The organism is Nocardia cerradoensis NBRC 101014 (genome assembly GCF_000308535.1).
In the GTDB taxonomy this organism is placed as follows: domain Bacteria; phylum Actinomycetota; class Actinomycetes; order Mycobacteriales; family Mycobacteriaceae; genus Nocardia; species Nocardia cerradoensis.
On sequence record NZ_BAFW01000030.1, the window covers coordinates 24202 to 44828 of the forward strand.

The 20627-nt window shown below is 69.3% G+C and carries 18 protein-coding genes; 16 read left to right on the plus strand and 2 right to left on the minus strand.

The annotated features are described in order from the left end of the window. Positions 1-71: 71 nt before the first annotated feature. The 12 genes from ON23_RS04320 to ON23_RS04375 all read left to right on the plus strand — a co-directional run bounded on the left by ON23_RS04320 (position 72) and on the right by ON23_RS04375 (position 10081). Entirely contained in the window at positions 72-1676 is a 1605-nt protein-coding gene (locus ON23_RS04320) for a hypothetical protein (protein WP_223273396.1), read from the plus strand. A 196-nt stretch (positions 1677-1872) separates the two neighbouring features. Then, positions 1873-3828 carry a hypothetical protein gene (locus ON23_RS37715; protein ID WP_039776523.1) on the plus strand — a complete coding sequence of 652 codons (1956 nt, stop codon included), beginning with the start codon at positions 1873-1875 and terminating at the stop codon, positions 3826-3828. After that, positions 3825-4637 carry an ESX secretion-associated protein EspG gene (locus ON23_RS04330; RefSeq protein ID WP_051041977.1) on the plus strand — a complete coding sequence of 271 codons (813 nt, stop codon included), beginning with the start codon at positions 3825-3827 and terminating at the stop codon, positions 4635-4637. Before ON23_RS37715 ends, ON23_RS04330 begins: the two co-directional genes overlap by 4 nt. 45 nt (positions 4638-4682) lie before the next feature. Then, positions 4683-5003, plus strand: coding sequence for a hypothetical protein (locus tag ON23_RS04335; RefSeq protein ID WP_039776524.1), 321 nt, complete (start codon positions 4683-4685; stop codon positions 5001-5003). Continuing rightward, complete coding sequence (locus ON23_RS04340) at positions 4997-5383, plus strand: YbaB/EbfC family nucleoid-associated protein (RefSeq protein WP_223273395.1); 387 nt, start codon at positions 4997-4999, stop codon at positions 5381-5383. The genes ON23_RS04335 and ON23_RS04340 overlap by 7 nt, the downstream gene beginning before the upstream one ends. 124 nt (positions 5384-5507) lie before the next feature. Continuing rightward, positions 5508-5822 carry a type VII secretion target gene (locus ON23_RS04345; RefSeq protein WP_030513423.1) on the plus strand — a complete coding sequence of 105 codons (315 nt, stop codon included), beginning with the start codon at positions 5508-5510 and terminating at the stop codon, positions 5820-5822. Further along, positions 5819-7204: a hypothetical protein gene (locus ON23_RS04350; protein WP_157170159.1), complete on the plus strand. Its 1386-nt coding sequence runs from the start codon at positions 5819-5821 to the stop codon at positions 7202-7204. The genes ON23_RS04345 and ON23_RS04350 overlap by 4 nt, the downstream gene beginning before the upstream one ends. Before the next feature lie 9 nt (positions 7205-7213). Next, positions 7214-7510, plus strand: coding sequence for a PE family protein (locus tag ON23_RS04355; RefSeq protein WP_039776526.1), 297 nt, complete (start codon positions 7214-7216; stop codon positions 7508-7510). Positions 7511-7525: 15 nt separating this feature from the next. Next, the gene (locus tag ON23_RS04360) at positions 7526-8494 is read left to right on the plus strand and encodes a PPE domain-containing protein (protein WP_039776527.1); all 969 of its coding nucleotides are present in this window, start codon (positions 7526-7528) and stop codon (positions 8492-8494) included. Between the two features lie 8 nt (positions 8495-8502). Beyond that, complete coding sequence (locus ON23_RS04365; protein WP_039776528.1) at positions 8503-9291, plus strand: ESX secretion-associated protein EspG; 789 nt, start codon at positions 8503-8505, stop codon at positions 9289-9291. A 93-nt stretch (positions 9292-9384) separates the two neighbouring features. After that, positions 9385-9720 carry a WXG100 family type VII secretion target gene (locus ON23_RS04370; protein WP_030513428.1) on the plus strand — a complete coding sequence of 112 codons (336 nt, stop codon included), beginning with the start codon at positions 9385-9387 and terminating at the stop codon, positions 9718-9720. Between the two features lie 49 nt (positions 9721-9769). Next, on the plus strand, positions 9770-10081 hold the full coding sequence (locus tag ON23_RS04375; protein ID WP_030513429.1) for a WXG100 family type VII secretion target: 312 nt from the start codon (positions 9770-9772) through the stop codon (positions 10079-10081). A gap of 74 nt (positions 10082-10155) precedes the next feature. Here the strand turns inward: ON23_RS04375 and eccE are convergent, their stop codons facing one another. Continuing rightward, a complete protein-coding gene (eccE, locus tag ON23_RS04380; RefSeq protein WP_051041979.1) occupies positions 10156-11913 on the minus strand; it encodes a type VII secretion protein EccE in 1758 nt (585 codons plus the stop codon). 117 nt (positions 11914-12030) lie between these two features. On the opposite strand from eccE, the gene eccB reads away from it, so the two are divergent. Further along, the gene (gene eccB, locus ON23_RS04385; RefSeq protein ID WP_039776529.1) at positions 12031-13542 is read left to right on the plus strand and encodes a type VII secretion protein EccB; all 1512 of its coding nucleotides are present in this window, start codon (positions 12031-12033) and stop codon (positions 13540-13542) included. Between the two features lie 48 nt (positions 13543-13590). On the opposite strand, the gene eccA is transcribed toward eccB, so the two are convergent. After that, positions 13591-15408: a type VII secretion AAA-ATPase EccA gene (gene eccA / locus ON23_RS04390; protein ID WP_039776530.1), complete on the minus strand. Its 1818-nt coding sequence runs from the start codon at positions 15406-15408 to the stop codon at positions 13591-13593. A 129-nt stretch (positions 15409-15537) separates the two neighbouring features. On the opposite strand from eccA, the gene eccD reads away from it, so the two are divergent. The 3 genes from eccD to eccCa all read left to right on the plus strand — a co-directional run. Continuing rightward, positions 15538-17007 carry a type VII secretion integral membrane protein EccD gene (gene eccD / locus ON23_RS04395; RefSeq protein WP_039776531.1) on the plus strand — a complete coding sequence of 490 codons (1470 nt, stop codon included), beginning with the start codon at positions 15538-15540 and terminating at the stop codon, positions 17005-17007. A gap of 7 nt (positions 17008-17014) precedes the next feature. Beyond that, positions 17015-18508: a type VII secretion-associated serine protease mycosin gene (gene mycP, locus ON23_RS04400; RefSeq protein WP_083903692.1), complete on the plus strand. Its 1494-nt coding sequence runs from the start codon at positions 17015-17017 to the stop codon at positions 18506-18508. 2 nt (positions 18509-18510) lie between these two features. Next, a partial coding sequence (eccCa, locus tag ON23_RS04405; RefSeq protein ID WP_039776532.1) for a type VII secretion protein EccCa occupies positions 18511-20627 on the plus strand: 2117 nt, incomplete at its 3' end.

The following is a 20627-nucleotide window of genomic DNA, read 5'->3' on the forward strand; positions in this document are numbered from 1 at the left end:
CATCGCACCGATGAGGATGTCCGCACCCGGCCGCGCCGGACGGTGGACGCGAACGAGGAGAACACCGCGACGTGACCCGCCCCGATGACCACACCCCGGATTCGCAACCGGAATCGGATCCGGATGCCACACCGGCGTCGGCCCGACCGGACAGCACACAGGCGGCCTCCGCACCGGATCCCGCACAGGACGACCACGCGGTCCCTGCCTCCGACGACGAACCGGACGTCGGCTTCACCCTGGGCGGCGGTGTACCCGACTCCAGCGCGGCGGCAGTGGATCCGGAGGCTCGCGCCCGGGAATTGGCGCACGCGATCGCCCGCGAATTGGCGGCGGCCGCACCCGAGGGTTGGCACGAGCTGACCGCCGTCTTCGCCATCACGGTGGTGGTCGGCGGCGGTGAGGTCGTCTTCACCGACGATCAGGACCGCATGCTGCGCGCCGATCCGCCCGAGTCGGTCCTGGAGCTGGTGCGCGAGCACCGCGATCTGTCGGCGGCCTTCGCCAGCGGTCCGTGGTGGCGCCTGTTCGTCCGGTTGGACCGGGCGGGACATCTCCAGGTGGACTACGACTACGGCGACGAACCGTTCCCCGACGATCAACTGCTGGCGCCGGAGGCATATCTGGCCGATCTGCAGGCGTATCCGCGCGATCGGGTGCCGGTCTGGCTGGGCGCATACATCGGGCACGGCGACCGGCAGTCCCGCCCGCCGGCGGTCGCGGCCCGGCAGGCTCGCGCCGATCGTGCCGCGGGTGTGGTGCCCGTGGTGTCGGACGACGACTTTCCCGATCTGTCCACACTGTGGAGCCGGTGGGCGGTGATGGCGGCCGCCTTCGTCGCCGCCGGATCGCAGTGGGGGCCGCGCGTATTGCCCTCGCTGGGCTGGTTCGAGGGCGCCCGGCGCGGCGGCAGCACGCTGTATCTCCTGCCCGGCGGCCGGGCCGTGCTCTCCGGCGGTGTGTGGGAGGCGCCGGCGCTCGATGCCGCCTACAACGGTGGCGCACCGCTACCGGGCCTGTATGCCGGTGCGCCGGAATGGGTCTCGAATTCGGTGCTCAATCCGCGTTTCGGCGACGGGTTGCTGTCGTTCTGCTACTGGTTCGAGGACGGGCGGTGGTATCGCGGTGAGTCGCCGTCGGCCGATCACCTCAGCGACGCGCTGCCGGGCGTGTGGACCTCGGCCACGGTGGCGCAGGTGATCGGTGGCCTGATCGACGGCGACGACGACGAATTGCGCTCCGCGGTGGACACTCTGGTCGCCGCGGCCGAGGCGAATGTGGTCACCCGCGAAACCCTGGTCGCCGTCTTCGGCGACGACGGCGGCTTCGATATCGACGGCGCTTTCAACCAGCTCACGCTGGCCGGTGCGACGCCGACGGGTCCGGCGCCGCTGCCCGAGCCCGAGGCGCTCGAGCGGGTGCGTGGTCATCTCGGCGAGGCCGGGATCGATACGGACGGATATCCGCTGGATCGTCTGCACGCGGATCGGATCTCGGTGGGCTGGATGGTGTACGTGCCCGCCGGACCCGACGAGGTGGCGATCGGGCGGGCCGTGTTCTACGTCGCCGACGACGGTGTGCTGGAACAGTCCTCGTCCTCGATCGCGCCGTCGGTGTATGTCGAGGGTTTCGAACAGCGGTTCCGGGAGCGGCGCGGCGCACTGCGGGCCGGATGACACTCGCCGCCGGTGTTTCACCCCGCGTTCAACCGCCGTTGCCGCCGGTGTTGCTCGCAGGTCGCAGCATGTTCGAAAGATAATGCGGGACTTGCTATTCGGCGTATCGGCCGGGATGGGGGACGACCTCCCCCCGGTATCGCCGACGGGGTGAACGCGCAGCGTCCGCTGGTACCGAATTCGAGGAGCACGACCGATGGCGCCCGATCCGACTACGCCCGTCGCTACGGGTAATCCGTGGCCGGCGTTGAGTGACTACACGAAGAACCACACGTCCGGCAAGGATGCGTTGAAGTTCGAGCCGGACGTGGCCCTGGAGGTGGCAGCGGCCGCGGAGAGCACGATCGCCGCGCTGAAGACGTTGCAGCTCTACACCGACGACCTCACCGCCGGCTCGCCGGTGTCGAATCTTGCGTCGGGGACCGCGCTGGGCAAGAAGTTCGGTACGGAGGCCACCGATCTGAAGACGGTCTTCGAGGACCACAAGACGATCCTCGGCCAGATGATCGACACGTTCATCGCGGCCGGCAAGGCCTACGGCAAGATGGACGGCTTCAACTCCGCGCTGCTGGACAACGTCAGCGGTAAACCGGACTACATGTGGGACGCCGACGGCCTGGACCCGATGGGTGATCCGCCGAAAGTGCCGGGAACCACCGACGATATGAAGAATCCCGTCAACGCGATGGACAACAAGGCCGGATTGCAGTCGTTCCAGTCCTCGACCATCAGCCCCGAAGCGCCCGACTACATGAGCTGGTACGACCTGTTCCAGGTCGGCAACTACATCCGGGTGAACAAGGTGGCCGAGAATCTCGCCAACCACGCGGGCACCTGGTGGTGGATGGCGACCGAGGTGAACAAGGTGTACTCGGATCTGCTCAACAAGATCGACTCGGTGACCGTCGACAAGTGGAGCGGGCCGGGTAAGGAGACCGCGGTGGCGGCGGTGCAGGCCTACGGCAAGAGCATCCCGGGGCTGTCCACCGCGATCAGGGGCACCGGTGACCTGCTTGTCTACAGCTCGGGGTGGTTGAACGAGACCCAATACAGCATGCCGCCGAACAACGATGCCGACGCGAAGACGCAGCAGCAGTGGATCCAAACCGTTCGCGAAAGTTTCCGGCGCACCTACGTCTTCGGGATGAACCAGTCCTCGTCGCACGTCCCGGTACTGCCCGCGGCCGCCGCGGCATTCGGCCAGATACCCGCCAATCCGTACAACCCGACCGGGCAGAACCCACCGGGCAGCCAGAATCCCCCGGGCAGTCAGAACCCGCCCGGTAGTCAGAAACCGCCGGGCGGCAGCACCCCACCCGGCGGCTCGACCCCGCCGGGCGGGACGACTCCGGGCGGCGGCACACCCAACGACGCACAGGCCAAGGCCGCGCAGGAGGCGGCGGCCCGGCAGCAGCGGGAGGCGTTGGCGCAGCAGCAGAAACAGGCCGCGGATTTCGAGAAGCAGCAGAAGGAAGCCCAGCAGCAGCAACAGAAGGAACAGCAGCAGCAACAGCAACAACAGGAACAGCAACAGAAGCAGCAGGAACAACTGCAGAAGCAGCAGGAGCAGCAGCAGGCGGCCGCCCAGCAACAGCAGCAACAGCAGCAGGTCATGTCCGCTGTCCAGCAGCTGATGTCGGCCGCACAGCAGGGCGCGCAGCAGTTGATGCAGGCGTTCCAGCAGGTTGCCCAGACCCTGACGCAGCAACAGCAGCAGGACGCCCTGGCCAAGGCCGGGCTGGGCGATATTCCGGGGCTGAATATTCCGGGTATGGATGGTTCGGATCCGCTTTCTGCCCTGGCCGGCGCCGGAGGCGGTGCGGGCGGCGGCGGTGGCGGTGTGCCCGGCGGCGGTGCCGGGGTGCCGGGAATGCCCGCACTCAGTCGCGATCTGGCGCAGGCCTCCAAGTTGTTCCCGCGGGCGAGCACGCTCAGCACGGCGTTGAGTGCCAACACCGTCGACTCCGCGACCGGCCGGGCGGGCGCGGCGCCGATGGCCGGCACTCCCGGATCGCCGGGGGCGGCCGGGGCGGGCGCGCAGAACCAGCAGGGCAAGGAGCACAAGCGGCCCGCCTATCTGGATTCGGTCGAGCATCTCGAGGACGCGCTCGGCGATGCGCCCGTGGTCGTGAAACCGGTCGTCGAGAAATGACTCGCAGCTGGAGCTTCACCGATCTCGAATTCGTCGTCCTGTGGCGGCATTTCGGTGACGAGGGGCCGCCGCGTCCATTCGTCTACACCACCGACATTCCGCTGGAGGACGACTTCCAGCGCGAATGCACGCGCCTGCGTGACCGGATGCTGGCACGGCCCGACCACACCCTGTTCGACGCGGTGCGCGACTGCACCCGGCCCGATCTCGCCGTCCTGGTCACGGGCTTCGACGGCCACGACCCCCATCGCGGCGAGGGAGCGGTCCGCCTGCTGGCCGCCCGGCGCGAGGACCGCGGCTACCTGCTCACCCAGCTGCCCGGACGCACCCTGTTGCACGCCGGGGGCTTCACGATGGTGCAGTGCGATCCGCTGCGGCTGGCCGATATGGTCGCGGATGCGCTGCCGCCGGTCGACGCCGGCGCCTCCGGGCACATCCTGCTGCCGCCCGATCCGGAATCGGTGGCCGGCGCCGCCGAAGCGCACTACGTAGCGGCCGACAGCGCGGGCGGCGCCCCGCAACTGTGGGACAGCTACGACGAACCCGCCGACGCCGCCGGGCAGCGCTTCCTCGATATCGTCCCGGAACGCTCCGGGACGATCGAAATCGCCCAGGGCGTCTCACGTTTCGGCCCGCGTGGTCGTACCGTCCGCCATCTCGACTGGCGCGACCTGTCCGGCGACGGCCGCTATGTGATCCAGGCGGGCCCGCCGCGCACCGCCACCGGCGTGGACCGGCAGGGGCTGATCGCCGCCGTCAACGCCGAGATCATCACCGTCATCCGCGCGATCAAGGACGAGCGCGTCTGACCGCGGCCGAACGAGCCGATTGCCGACCGACGAACGAGGAGCACGATGTCCACCGCGACAACCAGATCGGGCGCGATAGCGGTCGAGACCACCGAACAGGGTCTGCCGCTGCGCATTTCGATCGAAGCGAGCGAATTGCGCCGTGACCCCGCCGAATTGGCGGACGAACTGCTGCGGCTGTGCTCGCGCGCGGCCGATCGGGCCGGACTCGCGCGGCGACGCCAACTCGCCGAGGCCGGGGTGAGCGGCGATCTGCTCGCCTTGACCGGACTGCCCACGGCGGAGCAGGTCGAACGGCAGGAACTGATCGACGAGCAGGAATACGACACGGAGCCGCAGAGCTGGCTGAGGTCGGTGGAGTGGTAGCCCACGACGCCGGAGACGACACGAACGAGGGGGAGCCGATGCCGAATCCGCCCGACCCGACCGGTGTTTCGGTGATGGACGAGTTGGTCGCCCGCACGGAGCGGCAGCTGGAACGCATGCGCGACCTCGGCGACCGGATGGCGGCGGTGCGCGCCCGCGAAACGTCACCGGACGGTGCCGTCACGGTGGAGGTGGACGGTAACGGCGCCTTGCTCGATCTCATCTTCTCACCGCTGGTGAATCGACTCACCCCGGCGGAATTCGAGCAGGTGGTAGTGTCCACCGCGCGCAGCGCCGCCGCCCGGGCGTTCGCGCAACGCGGTGAACTGGTCGCCGCATTCAACGAGGAGAACGGCGCGGGGACGCGCGAGATTCACTGACGCGTAACGCGTTCTTAAGCTGCGCGCGTGCCAATCTACGTCGTCGCCTGTTGCAATTGCTCGGTAGATGTTCGATCCGCCGGTTACGTGAGCGCGAATCGGCTTACCGGGCAGGGGCTTTCAGATGGGCGAGTTGGTAGCAGTACCCGAGGCGATCCGTCGCTACGGGGACACGGCGGCCGCGATGGCCACCGAAACACTCTCCGCGGGCACCGTGAACCAGGCGGTGGCGATCGCCGCGGCCGTTCCGGTCTTCGGGTTGATCGGCCAGGACTTTCTCGCGACATACGCGCTGGCACAGGCCAATCACCTGAGTTCGGTCGTGGAGCTGGCGACCGTGCACGCCGGAACCGCGGTGACCGCACATCAGAGTGCCGCCACCTACGCGACGACCGACCAGGACAACGCCGACCTGCTCGGCGGAATCGGTCGCGCGTGATGGAACCGGGCCTGGACCGGTCGATCGTCGACCTGTTGCGCCAGAGCGCCATGGGGTCGATCGTGGACCGGCCGGTCAACGACGTACTGCGGGAAATGGGGCTGCCGGCCCTGCCCCAGCTGCCGCCGGCGCCACCGCTGCCGCAGCTACCGCCGCTGCCGGTGCTCGACCTGCACGCGCTGACCAAACCGATCACGGATCTGGCCAGCAGTTTCGGGACCGGCAAACTCGGCTCCGGCCCGGGCGCGGATCCGACGCAGGTGCTCTCCCAGGTGTCGGCCGTGTTGCAGACCGTCGTTCAGCTGGGCACCACGGCGATACAGACGGCGATGTCGCTGTGGCAGGGCGCTGGCGCGTTGTCGGCGGCGGCCAAATCGACCCAGGCGGCCGCCGACGGAACCGCGGTGGCGGGGCAGGGTGCGCAGATGTCGCTCGGCACCACGGCCGCGGCCGGCAGCGTCTTCACCGGCAATGCGTTGATGACGGGCATCACCTCGCAATATCTGACCACGCTCGCGGCGGCGGCCCCGTTCATCGTGACCCCGCCGGGGCAGGTGTTCGTGCTGGCGATGTCGGCGCAGACGCTGGCCGAGGCGCTCGCCGTGGTCACCAAGACGCGAGTCGAATTGACCGCGCACAGCGCGAAAATGGCGCACACCGGACAGAAGGTCAAGATCACCAATGTGCCGCACGGGGTGTCGAATGTCGCCGCGCAGCGGGTGCCGGTGCCGCAGTCCTCGTTGAAGTCCGTGGCCGGTACCACATCGCGGCTCAGCGCTACCCCGTCCGGCATGTCGCCGGCCACCGGCGCGGCGAGTTCGGGCGGCGCCGCGGGCAATGCGACGCAATACGTTTCGCAGGCACTGCAGATGGTGCAATCGTTGTCGGCCGTCGGCGGGGCGGGCGCGCAGGCGGCCACGAATCTCACCGGCCGCGCCGCGAAACCGATCGCGGCGCCGGTTCCGCCGTCGGGCGGGGCTCCGGCCGCCACCGGATCCGGAGCCGGCACGCCCGGCGGAATCGGCGCACCGGCCGCCGGCGCACCCGAGATGTCGTCGCCGCTGCAGGCCGCGCGCACCCCGTCGATCATGACGGAGGCGGCCGTCACCGCGAGCACCGAGTCCGCGATCGCCTCGACCGGCACGACCGGCGGGCCGGGCATGATGCCGATGACGCCGGGAGCGGGTGCCGCCGGAATCGCCCGCGCAGCTTCGGATTCCGGCAGCGCGAGCGAGGCGGTGCGCGGCCAGCTCGTGACGGCCGCCCACGGTAACGACGTCGTGGGCGATATCGCCGGAGTCTCCCTTCCCGTGGTCGGCGCCGCCGATGCGGTCACCACCACCCCGGACACCGAGCCACCGGACAAAGCTCTCACCCTCTAGGAGTTCGCGATGGAATTCGATCCCGTAGTCGCGGCGCGCACCGCCGCCGATCTCGACGCACTCGCCGACCGTCTGGAGGCGGGCCTGCAGGCCGACGCTCCGGCGCTGTCGGTCGCCGCTCCCGGTGTCGACGAGGTGTCGCGGCGCGCGGCGACGACGCTCACGGAGGTCGGCGCGTCGTTCGGCTCGTCCGGCAACCTCGGCGTGCAGGAGCTGCGCAAACTGGCCGCCACCCTGCGGGCGCAGTCGCGCGGACTGTCCCGGATGGACAGCGACAACGCCGCCGACCTCGGCGCCACGGCCTGATCGGGGCACGACGACATGGTCGAACCGCCGGGTGACGGCTTCACCGGGGTGGTCTGGGAAGCCAGGCCCACCGAGCGGCTGGCGCGGGAGCTGACGACGGGTCCGGGCTCGGTGCCGATGGCCGAGGCCGCTTCCGCCTGGGGACGCCTGGCCGCGAATTTCGGTGCCGCCGTGCTGGATTACGACCGGATAGTCTCCGACATCCGCGGCCACTGGCAGTCCGACCGCAGTGACGAGGTGCTGGAGCGTATCGCGCGGATGCGCGATTGGCTGCTCGACGCCGCGACCGCCGCCGGGCGCAACGCCACCCACGCCGCCGAACAGGCCGCGGCATACGAGGTGGCCCGGCTGGCGATGCCGCATATCGCGGAGATCGCGGCGCTGGAACAGGCGATGCACACCGTGCAGGCCATCGGGGCCGCGATGGGCGCGCCGCTGGTCGGCGCCGCCGCGGACATCAGCACCGATCAGGATGTCGCCAAAGCCGGTGCGGCCCGGGTGATGCGCACCTACGAGGCCGCCACCGAACCGCTCGCGCTGCCGTGGCAGCAGCTCGAGCCGCCGGTGCTGGCCACCGGCGACGCCCTCGCTGGGGAGCAGGCGGCCGCCGCGGTGGCCGCCGAATCGGCGCCCGCGATGCCCGCGATCGCCGGTATGCCCGCCATGCCGAACCCGGCCGCCTTCGAGATGCCGCGCACCCTCACCGGTACCCGCGTCCAGACCGTCGCCCGCGCCGCGCAGACGACCGAATTCACCGCGCTGCAGTCCTCGCCCACGCAGACCGGCACGGCAGCCGGCCAAGCGGTCCCCGCCGCGGCCGGTCCCGCCGCCGCGCAGTCCCAGGAGGAACGCACCGCCCGGGCCGGGATGGCGGACGCCCCCGGCGTCGGTGAATTCGAGCTCGAGGCCGGATTCGCCGCCGCGCCAGCGGTTCTCGGTGGAGTCGAGGCGTCGCCCGCGACCGGAACCGCGAGTCCCGCGTAAGGAGAGTTATGGCGACCCTGACCAACGACGCCGTCCTGGCCGTCGCCGAGTTGCTCGGCGTGCAGACGTTGCCGCTGGTGCTCGAGGTCGGTCCGCGGCAGGACTCGATCGACGCCTTCACCGCTGCGCGAACCGAGGCGCTGCGCGGGCTGCGCGGTGCCGGACTCGTGGACCGCTACGACGACGTCGACCCGGAACTCGGTGCGGCCCTGACGATTCTGGCCCAGCCCGAATGCGAACTCGCGGCACGGATCGGCACCGCGGCCGGTGTGCGCCGGGTGTCGGTGGTGCGGCGCGGCGCGGGGCACGCGGTCGCTGTCCGCACCGGTGACGAGATCGACGTCCGCACCATTTGGGCCGACGAGGACGGTGCGGCGCTGGCCCGCCCGATCCTGGACTTACTCGGTCCCGCCGAACCCGCGGATATCGCGAGCTTCAGCGCTGCCACCGACGAGCTCGCGCAGCGCCTCGACAATGCCACGGCGGCAACCGAATTCGCCGAGGCGCTGCACGGCCTGGACGTGACCGAACGCGCGGCGATCGAATTCGGCATGGCGCTGTCACGGTGCCACGCGCACGCCGAGATCGTCGCCTACGTCCACGCCGACGGCATCACCACCCGATCCTCCGGCGCCGTGGCGGTGTACGACACCGCTCGGGGCCGGATCGCGGCCAGCCCGGGCGCCGCATCCGACCAGCGGATGTGGACCACCTTCACGCCGGGATCCGATCACCGCGTCGCACAGGCGATTACGGCGCTGATCGGCACCTTGCCCGGGGGAAGGTGGATGCCCTAGCTCGCGAAATCCCGTGCCAGTGACCACCTGTACTACCGAACCGCATGACCGGAAAACGCCGCATTACCGGAAAACACAGAGAGGGGCCCGACGATGGCCGGACAGCAAATCAGTAACGATGCAGCGAGTACTTCGCAGGCGCAGACCGATATGGCCAACTCGGTCGATCGTATCCGCGCCACCATCGCCCGCGTGACCGAGGCGGTCGACTCCGCCAAGCGCGGCTGGCAGGGCGACGCGTTCTCGGCGTGCAACAAGGCCGCCCAGGACTGGGACGAGGAAGCGGCCAAGCTGAACCAGATCCTCAACGAGATGACCGAGGAAGTCGGCCACGGTAACAAGACCTACACCGGCCTGGAGAGCGAGAACGAGAACGAGTTCCGTCAGCTCATCTCGCAGACCGGCGGTCTGACCAACCTCGGCGTCTGAGGCGAATCCAGCACAACCGTTCCACCGCACACGTACGAAAGGTAGCGACATGCTTTACGAAAGAACAGTTCTCCAGGAGCTTTCCGACCTGCTGAACGGCTTCCACAAGGACCTGCAGTCCGAGGCGAGCAACCTGCAGGACTGCGCGGCCAAGCTGGCCCAGGCCTGGGAGGGCAACGCCGGTCTCGAGGCGTTCCAGCAGTCGAAGCAGAAGTGGGACCAGCAGTTCGGTGACATCAACGGCGACAGCGACCCCAGCACCGCCATGGGCAAGGTGTCGGCGCTGTCCAAGGCCGTCGCCGCCGCGATGAACAACGCGACCGCCGCGGACAAGGTCGTCGCCAACGGCTTCGGCGGCTGATTCAGCCACAGCCGCAGCGGTTTTCACCACGAAGGTCCCGCCCGATGTCCCAGATCGGGCGGGACCTTCGCCGTTCAGGCCGGGACCGGCGGATTCGCCCCCACGTATCGCAGTTCCTCGGGTGTGGCGACCATGTACACGCTGGTCTCCCCGCTCTCGGTGCGCACGGTGACCATATTCGCGGTCACGGGGTCCTCGATCAGGGTGACATCGGGTTCGAAGCCGTCGGCCACCGGTCCGTGCTGGCGCAGCACCATCACGGTGGCATCGGAGTGGTGCCCGCTCGGCGCGATCCCGTCGAAGACCACCATGGTCGCGAACCGATACGAACTGGCCTGCTGGGAACCGGCCGACCAGGTCGCGAGCGTGAGCGCCTGCGGCATATCGACATAGCCGACCATCGGCCGCCATTCGTCGTGCCGATTGGTGTGCACCACCACACTGGCGCCCAACGCGATGGCGCGCAGGATCACCTGTTTGGCGACCAGCGGTGAGCCGATCACCTCGACCCGGCGCACGTGCCGGCTCACCAGCGGCAGCGCCACGCCCTGGCCCGAAGTGTCGGCGCCGATGAGCTGTCCGCATCCGGCGATCGGCATCGGCACCCGATCCAGGGCGTCCGGCGGTCCGAGGTAGCTGTCCAGCGGCAGCGCCGGCACTCCGGTGCCCAGCGGCAGGCTGAAAAGCAGTGCGCGCCGCTGCTTTCCGGGCAACGGAATCAATCCGGCGGAGCGCACCCGGCACGGCGCGTCGCGGGTCGCGAAGCGTGCGGTGGCCGTCACGGCGATCGACGGATCGGTGGTCGCGGCGGTCCCGGGGGCGGGCACCCGCTGCAGCCGCACGGTGATCGTGGAGGTCACCGTCGGTGTCGACCACACTTCGGCGATGCCGCGCGAACCCAGGGCCTCGGGAGTCATGCGGTAGGTGGTGTGGTGAAAACCGTTGTGGATCAGACTGTCCGTGGTCTCCTCGAACTCCTCCGGCGCCGCACCGAGGGTCAGCTGGGCGACCGCCTGGTTCATCTCGGTCGCCGAGAGCGCGACCGCCGACAGACCGCGCGCGGCGAGCCGATTGGCCACCCGCCGCGTGGCCACGACCGCCGACCGCAAGGTGCCCTCCGCCCCGCCTCCACGCCGATCCACGGCGGCCGCGTTGGCCAGCGGATCGAGCCGCAGGACGACCCAGACGGTCCGATGCGCCACAGCCGGCAGCGGTCCGAGGATGCTCTCGTAGGCGCGGGCCACCGCACCGGTGCCGGCACTGCGCGATCCGGTGCTGATCACATCGATGGCGGCCAGCCGGATGTCGAACTGATCGAGACAGCGGGCGATCTCGGCGAGCGGCAGCATATCGTCGCCGAGCAGTCCGCTGGGGCTGAGCCGGGTCACCGTCCGCGGCTGTGCGTCGATCCGCAACATGGTGATGAGCCGGTCACCGTCCCAGCGCATTCCGTAACTTCCGCCTTCGGCCAGTGGAACATTGAATGGCGAATGTTGAACGGCGGTGGAACGATTCCGGAACAATTGCCAACGAAAGGTAATTCCACGCGCCAGGGATTGTGCGAGAGAAGCACCGCGAATCGGCGTGAGCGCGACGATCGTCACCGCTGCGGCAACGACGACCGGAACCCACCACAACGGAGTGAAAACCCGTGCCACGAACGCGCCCACAGCTGCCGTGACCAGCACCGGAAGCATCAGACGCAGGGGGAGCAGGTGAAAGAGCCAGAATTCCGTCGAGCGCAATTGCGGTGCGTTCGAGTGGCTTTCGGTGGCATCGGATGAATCGTCGTCGGACGGTGTGGATTTATCTCCGCGCGCGGTGGAGTTCATGCGCACATAATGGACCGAACTCGTTCGGCTTCGCTAGTCTGTCGAAGCGCGGCCGGAGACGGTTCGCGCACTCGAATCGGGTCATCGGAATCAGCTAGTGGGTATCGGGAGGCGGTTGTGCCGGCGCAGTTGACCACCCGTGCCCAAGTCAACGGTTACCGGTTCCTGCTCAAGCGCTACGAACACGCCCTGGTGCGGCGCGACGTGCGGATGCTGCACGACCCCATGCGCACCCAGTTCCGCTCGCTGGTGATCGGCGCGGTGCTGGGCCTGCTGGGTGTGGCCGGTGCCGCGATCCTGGCCTTCCTGCACCCGCAGGGATCCGTGGGTGATTCGAAGATCGTGATGGGCAAGGACTCCGGCGCGCTCTACGTCCTCGTGGACGGAACCCTGCATCCGGTGCTCAACCTGGCCTCGGCGCGTCTGATCACCGGCGCCGCCGCCTCCCCGGCCTCGGTCAAGGACAGCAAACTGACGCAGCCGCGCGGTCCGCTGCTGGGCATTCCCGGCGCGCCCGGTGCGCTGTCCGGATCGGGCGATCCCCGGCGGTCCACCTGGACGATGTGCGACAACCTGCTGCCGCCCGCGACGGGGGGCGGCGCCGCCGCGACGGGGCCGCTCACCACCGTGATCGCCGGACCGCTGGACAATCCGGCCGGCGGTACCCACGCGGTGCCGGTGCGCGCGGATCAGGCGCTGCTGGCCACCCACGGCGGCAAGACCTTTCTCGTCTACGACGGTAAGCGGGCCGAGATCGATCCCGCCGATTCCGTTCTGATCCGCTCGCTCGGATTGCGGGATCAGCGCCCGCGCCCCATCGGCGGCGCGCTGCTCGATGCCACCGAACCTGTTCCGCCGCTGACGGTTCCGGAGATCCGGGGGCACGGTGCACCGGGCCCGGGCAAGCTGTCGGATGTGCCGGTGGGCGGTGTGATCCGGGTCCACGGTGTGGACGCCGACGAGTTGTACGTGGTCCTCGCCGACGGCGTGCAACGGGTCACGCCGTTCGCCGCGGGCCTGATCCGCGACGCGAACTCGCAAGGTATGAACGAGATCTCGACCGTACCGCCGGACCGCATCGTCGGTATTCCGGTCCTGCACCGGCTGCCGATCGACGATTTCCCGCAGCAGGTTCCGGCCGTACTCGCGCCCGATGCGGATCCGGTGGCCTGCGTGTCGTGGACCCGTGCCGCCGACGACGCGCGCGCCACGGTGACGCTGCTGGCCGGGCGCGCGCTGCCGCTGCCCGCGGATGCGGAGCCGGTCGTCCCGGCGACCGCGGACGGCGCCGGCGATCGGATCGACGGCGTCTATCTGCGCCCGGGCACGGGGGAGTTCGTGCGGTCGGTCGGCGCGGAGCCGGGAGCGGTGAGCAACGGGCCGCTGTTCTACGTGGGCGACAACGGGATTCGATACGGCATCCCGGATGCCGACACCGCCAAGGTCCTCGGAATGCCGAAGACTCCGAAGCCGGCGCCGAAACCGATCGTGGAGGCCTTGTCGGCGGGTCCGGCGCTGACCCGGCAGGACGCTCTGATGAGTCACGACAGCCTGCCGCAGTGCCCGGATGCGGGCCCGAGCGCTACGGCCTGCGCCCGGCCGATCCCGCCGCCGGGCAAGAACAACTGAGCGCCACCGGCCGCCCGGCAGGACGAACGGTAGCGATTACCTTGCGGCTCAGCGTAATCCGCCGAGCACGCCTTCCAGCGCCTTGGCCATGTCGGCGCCCTCGATCCGCATCAGCACGGTCTCGTCCACCGCGGACAGATCGATGGATTCGTCGGTGGCCAAACGGTATTCGCGCTCCTCCTCGGCGGCCTCGATCACATTGCGGATGAACCGGCCGTTACCGGCGAGGTCCACCGCACGCCGCTGCTCGCCGCTCTGGTCGGTCACCTGGCGCTCGTACAGCTCCCGGCACGCGGCCTGGAGCAGTTCCAGCGCATCCTCGGAGACCTCCGAATCCCGTTTGCTCGCAATGAACTGACCGATCCGGCCCAGTTCCTCGGGTGTGTAGGACTCGAACTTCACGCGCTTGGCGAAGCGGGACGCCAGACCGTCGTTGGAGGCGAGGAACCGGTCGATCTCGCCGTCGTAGCCGGCGATGATGACGATCAGCCGATCGCGGTCGTTCTCCATCCGGGCCAGCAGGGTGTCCACCGCCTCGCGGCCGAAGGCGTCACCACCGGAGAGACCGGTCTGAATGAGTGTGTAAGCCTCGTCGACGAACAGCACTCCGTCCATCGCGGAATCGATCAATTTGTTTGTTTTTATCGCGGTGCTTCCCAAATGTTCACCGACGAAATCCGAACGCTTTACCTCGACCAGTCGATCGGTTTTCAACAAACCCAACCCACAGTAAATTTTCGCCACCACTCGGGCAATCGTCGTCTTACCGGTTCCTGGCGGGCCGGTGAACGCAAGGTGTTGTCCGCGTGGCGCGCTGGACATACCTTTCTCGGCTCGAATTTTCGCCAATTGCGCGGTGGCCTGGAGTTTCGCCACCTGAGTTTTCACCGCGGCCAGGCCGATCTGCTCGTCCAACTCGGCGCGGGCGACCTCCAGCAGGCGCTTGGCCCGGTCGCCGCGCTCCTCGGTCTCGACCTGTTCGGCGGTCGGCGCCGAGGCCGGATCCCAGCGGTCGGTCCGCGCGTCGATCAGCTCCTTCGAGGTCACCGTGAGGCGGTACTTGCGATCGCGCATGGCCTGGGTGTTCGCGGCGAAGTCCGGCGCCTCCGAGAACACCTTCTCGAACAGGGCCTGGGCCTCGTCCTCGCGGCCCATCTCGCGCAGGCACAACCCGCGGCAGAACCGGGCGGTGGTGGCGGCGGCCGGAATCGGGCCGTTCTCGGCGGCCTCCATCCGGCGGATCGCCTCGCCGAACAGGCCCAGCTGCGCACAGGCCGTGCCGACCATCACGTGCGCGCCCGCGGCCAGGTAGGAGTCCTGCCAGTCCGCCGAACCGGCCAGCACCGTCATCACATCAGGCCAGCGCTGCGTCGTGTAGTGCAGCAGCCCGCGAACGTACTGGCAGATCCGGTCGTCGAGGTCCTGATCGGGCTGCGACAGCAGGCCCGCGCGATGCCGGGCCAGTTCGTCGAGCACCTGCTCGGCCTCGTCGTAATCGCCGGCGGAGATGAGCTGGGTCGCCTGCGCCAGCCAGATCTCGGTGTACCCGGCCAGCGGATAGTCGATGTACTGACCCACCACGAACCGGCCCGCCAGCTGCCGCGGCGCCAGACCGAGCCGGCGCTGCTCCCGGTAGAGGGTGGAGCCGCTGGTCTTGTAGAGGTTGAACACCACCTCGGGAGTGATCTCCCCGGCCGCGGCCCGGCCCAGCCAAGCGTCGCACATGCCCGGATCCCATTCGGTGGCGCGCTGGAATGCGAGCTTCGCATATTCGAGATCGGGCGTGGATTCCTGGCCGTCGATAGCGATACCCAATGACAATACGCCGGCATCGAAGGCGCGTTGTGCTTGGCGGTTGCCGGTCATACGGACAGTCCCCTAAACGCGTGAATGTGCTAATTCTCGCTCAGCATACCGGCTGCCGTGACAGCCGATCTCGGTTAAGTTTGGAACGTCGCAATACAGCGACGAAAATCGTAGGGAGTTCTGTAATCCGTGACCGAGTCGTCGAGCAGCGGCGTGGGGGCCGTTGACCCGGAATTGTGCCGAGTGTCGGTGATCGGCGGAAATACTCAACTCGATGTGGGCCTGCCCGCGACCGTGCCGGTCGCGGCGTACATCACCGACCTGGTCGAGCTGATCGATTCCCGCAATCCCGACCTGACCGAACACGACGAGGGCGCGCCCGTGCGCGCACAGCACTGGACGCTGGCGCGGATCGGCCGCGACCCCATCCCGCCGCACCAATCGCTCACCGACGCAGAGGTTTTCGACGGCGAGTTGCTGGTGTTGCGCTCGGTGACCGCCAAGGAGGCGCCCGCCCTCTTCGACGATGTGATCGACGCCGTCTCGCGGCTCACCGCCGAATCGGGAAACGCCTGGTCACCGACGGCGGCGCGGCGAATGGGATTGGGCGCCGGGCTGATCGCGGTCCTCGTCGCGGTGGCGGTGCTGGTGTCCGGTAAGGGCACCGGCAGCTGGAACGGATTCATCGCGCTGGGCGCGGGTGTGCTCGCCGCCGGTGCCGCCGTGATCGTCGCACGCCGCTATCCGGCCGAGCGCACGACGGCGATCGTGTTGTCGCTGTTCGCGATCGCGCTGCTCGGCGCGAGCGCGGGCCTGCTCACCCCGGGACGGGTGGGGTCGCCACACCTGCTGTTCTCGGCGGTCGCGGCACTGGTCGTGGCGCTGGCACTGTATTCGATGACCCGCGCCGGATCGCTCGTGGTCGCCGCGGTGGTCACCGATGCCGCGGTGCTCGCGGTCGCCGCGGCCGTACGGATGGTGTGGGACTTCGACATCGCGAAGATCGCCGTCGGCGTGCTGATCTCCGGTCTGGTGCTGATCACGATGGCTCCCCGGGCCGCTGTGGCCGCGGCGCGCCTGCCGGTTCCCCCGGTACCGACCGCGGGCGGTGCCATCGACCCCACCGATCACGAACCCCGCCCGACGATCGCCGACATCGGTGTCATCGGCGCGACGGCACTGCCCTCGGCGGCGGGGCTGGAGCGCCGCGCCCGGGCGGCCAACCAGTACCAGTCCGGAATTCTCGTGGGCGCCACGCTCGCAGCGGGTTTCGGGGCGATCCTGGGCGCCGATCCGCTGGGCGAGGCGCGCTGGCAGGGGCTGCTGCTGGCGGCGATCACCGCGGTGGTGCTGTGCCTGCGCGGCCGGGCGTACGCGGATCTCACCCAGGCGTCGACGATGATCGCCGGCGGGGCCGTGGTGGCACTCGTCGTCATCGCCGGTGCCGCTGTGGCGCAGGAGGATCGGCGCGCCGTCGGTGCGGGACTGTTGCTGATCGTCGCCGCGGCGGTGGTCGGCTTCGGTGTGCTCGGACCGCGCGCGGACGTGTCGCCGGTGCTGCGACGGGCGATCGAGATCTTCGAGTACCTGCTGATCATCGCCATCGTGCCGCTGTCGCTGTGGCTGATGGACGTCTACTCGGCCGCGCGGAACATCTGATCGGGCGATGATCGTGCTGCGCTACGGAAACGATTGTCCGATAGCGGGTTTCGTCCGCCCGGCCACGCGCCGGCTGCGCGTGGCCGCTGCCGCGGCGGTACTCGGCGCATCGCTGCTCGGCGGTGGTCCGGCGGCCGCGGTCGCCCCGCCGGCGATCGACGAGGGCGCGCTCGGGCAGGCGCTGGCCGTCAACGCCAAGAACGGCCCGCCGGACCAGACCGAGAAGCGCGCGGTCTGCGCCGAACCGTATCTGACCGGTGCGATTCCGCGGGATCCGCCACTGCCGCAGCGGATTCTCGATCTGGACCGCGCGTGGAAGTTCAGTCGCGGCGCCGGGCAGAAGGTCGCTGTGATCGATACCGGTGTCAACCGCCATCCACGCCTGCCGGATCTGCAGCCCGGTGGCGACTTCGTCACCGCCGGCGACGGCACCGAGGATTGCGACGGCCACGGTACTCTCGTCGCCGGATTGATCGCCGCGCGTCCGAGCCCCGCCGACGCGTTCTCCGGGGTCGCCCCGGACGCGCAGATCCTGGCCATCCGGCAGTTGAGCCTGCAGTACGAGGCGAAGAACCGCAACAACGACGAGACCGGCAAGGTCGCCGCCGGTGGATACGGTGACGTGCTGACGATGGCGGCCGCCGTGGTACGCGCGGTCGATATGGGCGCCACGGTGATCAACATCTCCGAAGTGTCGTGCACCCCAGCGGGTTCCGAGACCGCCGACGGCGCACTGGGTGCGGCGGTGAAATACGCCGCCGACCGCAATGTCGTCGTGGTCGCCGCGGCCGGCAATCTCGATCAGGCCGCCTGCTCGGCGCAGAACGACACCAGCGGCTGGAACGGAGTGCGCACCGTCATCAGTCCGGCCTGGTTCTCCTCGTACGTGCTCTCGGTCGCCTCGACCGATCCGGACGGAGCGACCTCGCCGTTCTCGATCCACGGCCCGTGGGTGGGTGTCGCCGCGCCCGGCCGCGCGATCATCTCGCTCGACAGCAAGCCGGGCGGAACCGGCCTGGTCGACACCGAACACGGCGACGAGGGACCGCTGACCATCGACGGCACCAGCTTCTCCGCGGCGTTCGTCTCGGGCCTGGCGGCCCTGGTACGCAGCAGATTTCCGGATCTGAGCGCGGCGCAGGTGATCGACCGGATCGAGCGGACCGCGCACAATCCCGGCGCGGGCCGCGACGATCGGGTCGGATTCGGGCTCATCGATCCGCTGGCGGCCCTCACCGCGCAGCTGCCGCCACCGTCCGGACAAGCCGCGCAGGTGCCGCGAGCCATCGCGCCGCCCGACCCGGATCGCGGCCCCGACCCACTGCCGCGCCGGGTGGCGATCATCGGCTCCGGCGCGCTGCTGGCGCTGCTGGCCGTCGGCTGGGCCGCCGCCCTGCCGTATCGGCGCAGGCGGCCCGAACCGGCCGCCGCCGATCCGGCCGCCGGATACCTTTCCGCCACCCCGGCTCCCGCCGGGACCGACTCGCCTCGAGGAGAGTAGGCATGTCCACCGACGGATTCGTGCGCCGACCGCGGATCGCCCCGCCGCGGGCACCCGGCGGCGAGGTGGCGCTGACCGCCCCACCGGAGATTCCGCGGCCGGTGCCGCCCGCGCTGCTGATGCGGCTCATGCCCGTGGTCATGGTGGTCGCGGTGGTCGGCATGATCGCGATGATGGTGATGATGGGGCGCAATCTGCTCGCCAACCCCTTCATGCTGATGTTCCCGATGATGATGCTGATGTCGATGGTCGGCATGATGGCGGGCATGCGCGGCTCGGGCGGCCCCAAGCGCGCCGCCGAACTGAACGAGGAACGCAAGGATTACTTCCGCTACCTCGACCAGGTCCGCCGCGATGTCCGCAAAACCGGTGGCGCACAGCTGCAATCGCTGATCTGGAGTCATCCGGAACCGGCCGACCTGCGCGCGGTGGCCGGGACCCGCCGGATGTGGGAACGCCGGCCCAACGACCCGGATTTCGGGCATGTGCGCGTCGGTGTCGGCAGTCACCGGCTGGCCACCAAACTGGCCCGCCCCGAAACCGGCCCGCTCGAGGACCTCGAGCCGGTGTCCACGGTCGCGTTGCGTCGCTTCGTGCGCACCCATTCGGTGGTGCACGGCCTGCCCACGGCCCTGTCGTTGCGGGCGTTCCCGGCGATCAACATCGAGGGACGCCCGGACGAGACGCGCATGCTGGTGCGCGCCATGCTGATGGAATACGTGACCTTCCACGGCCCCGACCACGCCGCGGTCGCGATCATCTGCGCCGACCCGGATGCCGAGGCCTGGTCGTGGGCGAAATGGCTTCCGCACCTGCAACATCCGGTCGACCGCGACGGTATGGGCGCGGCCCGGATGATGTACCGGTCGCTGGCCGAACTGGAGACGTCCATGGCCGCCGAACTGCTCGAGCGCGGCCGGTTCATGCGCAACGCGCAGCCCACCGCCGGGCGCATCCACCTGCTGGTGATCATCGACGACGGCTACGTCAGCGGAACCGAGCGGATCGTCAGCGATGCCGGACTGGATTCGGTGACCGTGCTCGACCTGACCGCACCGCAGGCCGGACTCGCGGTGCGCCGCGGTCTGCAGCTGGTGGTCGCCGACGGCACCGTCGCCGCGAGATCCGCCGCGGGCGTGGAGCAGTTCGCCGCTTCCGACCCGGTGACCATCGCCGAAGCACAGACCCTGGCGCGGGCGCTGGCCCGTTACCGGGTCGCCACCGCGGCCCAGATCGTGAGCCTCGGCGACGAATCGCGAGCCGTGCCCGGCCTGATGGAACTGCTGAAGATTCCCGACGCCGCGCAGATCGATCCGGCGTCGGTGTGGCGCCCGCGCAACGATCGCGAGCGGCTGCGGGTGCCGATCGGCATCACTCCCGACGGTACGCCGGTCGAGATCGACATCAAGGAGTCGGCCGAGAACGGTATGGGACCGCACGGATTGTGCATCGGCGCAACGGGTTCGGGTAAGTCCGAATTCCTGCGGACCCTGGTGCTGTCCATGGTGACGACCCATTCGCCGGATCAGCTGAACATGGTGCTGGTCGACTTCAAGGGCGGCGCGACCTTCCTCGGACTGGAATCGCTCGCGCACGTCGCCGCGGTGATCACCAATCTCGAGGAGGAGATCGCCCTCGTCGATCGTATGAAGGACGCGCTGTCGGGCGAGATGACCCGGCGCCAGGAACTGCTCCGCTCGGCCGGCAACTTCGCCAACGTCACCGAATACGAGCGGGCCCGCGCGGCCGGGGCGGCTCTCGATCCACTGCCGGCGCTGTTCATCATCGTCGACGAGTTCTCCGAACTGCTCTCGCAGAAGCCAGATTTCGCGGATCTGTTCGTCATGATCGGCCGCCTGGGCCGCTCGCTGCGCGTGCATCTGCTGCTGGCCTCGCAGCGGCTCGAGGAGAACAAATTGCGCGGCCTCGACTCCCACCTGTCCTACCGGATCGGCCTGCGCACCTTCTCCGCCAACGAATCACGCGCGGTCCTCGGCATCACCGACGCCTACCACCTGCCGAGTGTGCCGGGTTCGGGCTACCTCAAGAGCGATGCCGACGATCCGCTGCGGTTCAACGCCTGCTACGTCTCCGGCGCCTACGAATCACCCGCGGGGAA

Coding starts and splice junctions, on each gene's coding strand:
- ON23_RS04335 (WP_039776524.1), top strand. CDS start 4,683: ATGTCCACCGCGACAACCAGATCGGGCGCGATAGCGGTCGAGACCACC.
- ON23_RS04360 (WP_039776527.1), top strand. CDS start 7,526: ATGGTCGAACCGCCGGGTGACGGCTTCACCGGGGTGGTCTGGGAAGCC.
- ON23_RS04330 (WP_051041977.1), top strand. CDS start 3,825: ATGACTCGCAGCTGGAGCTTCACCGATCTCGAATTCGTCGTCCTGTGG.
- ON23_RS04355 (WP_039776526.1), top strand. CDS start 7,214: ATGGAATTCGATCCCGTAGTCGCGGCGCGCACCGCCGCCGATCTCGAC.
- eccE (WP_051041979.1), bottom strand. CDS start 11,913: ATGAACTCCACCGCGCGCGGAGATAAATCCACACCGTCCGACGACGAT.
- ON23_RS04375 (WP_030513429.1), top strand. CDS start 9,770: ATGCTTTACGAAAGAACAGTTCTCCAGGAGCTTTCCGACCTGCTGAAC.
- ON23_RS04370 (WP_030513428.1), top strand. CDS start 9,385: ATGGCCGGACAGCAAATCAGTAACGATGCAGCGAGTACTTCGCAGGCG.
- eccA (WP_039776530.1), bottom strand. CDS start 15,408: ATGACCGGCAACCGCCAAGCACAACGCGCCTTCGATGCCGGCGTATTG.
- ON23_RS37715 (WP_039776523.1), top strand. CDS start 1,873: ATGGCGCCCGATCCGACTACGCCCGTCGCTACGGGTAATCCGTGGCCG.
- mycP (WP_083903692.1), top strand. CDS start 17,015: ATGATCGTGCTGCGCTACGGAAACGATTGTCCGATAGCGGGTTTCGTC.
- ON23_RS04365 (WP_039776528.1), top strand. CDS start 8,503: ATGGCGACCCTGACCAACGACGCCGTCCTGGCCGTCGCCGAGTTGCTC.
- ON23_RS04345 (WP_030513423.1), top strand. CDS start 5,508: ATGGGCGAGTTGGTAGCAGTACCCGAGGCGATCCGTCGCTACGGGGAC.